Here is a 375-nt window from a genome sequence, read left to right on the forward strand (position 1 = left end):
AAACCACAAAACGAAACCATCAACAGTTTATTTTATGAACAAATAAAACCTCTTGAAGAAACTACTACTATTACTGATATGAAAGTTTATCACGTTTATTTAGGGCAAAATGCTACTATGAAAGATGCTTTAGGTTGGTTAGGGCATCATTTTAAAGATAAAACTTTTAAAAGTACTTTTACTTATGCGCTATATAATAATCAGATCAATGATAAAATGGTTGAATTTAATTACCGCGTTAAAGAACCACCTCCACAAGGTTTTTTATTAGCTTATTTTGATGGGGGACAAAGAGAAGGGGCTAATAATACTTTTACTTTAGAGCAATTAAAACAAATGGGGCAGGGCGCTAAAGTTTTGTATTATTTATGGGCT

At 31.2% G+C, this 375-nt stretch carries 1 pseudogene; it reads left to right on the plus strand.

What is annotated here, in order from left to right:
* Window positions 1–375 (plus strand): annotated as a pseudogene (locus RI76_RS02190) (hypothetical protein); the annotation flags it as partial.

It is taken from the genome of Milkweed yellows phytoplasma str. MW1 (assembly GCF_000309485.1).
In the GTDB taxonomy this organism is placed as follows: domain Bacteria; phylum Bacillota_I; class Bacilli_A; order Acholeplasmatales; family Acholeplasmataceae; genus Phytoplasma.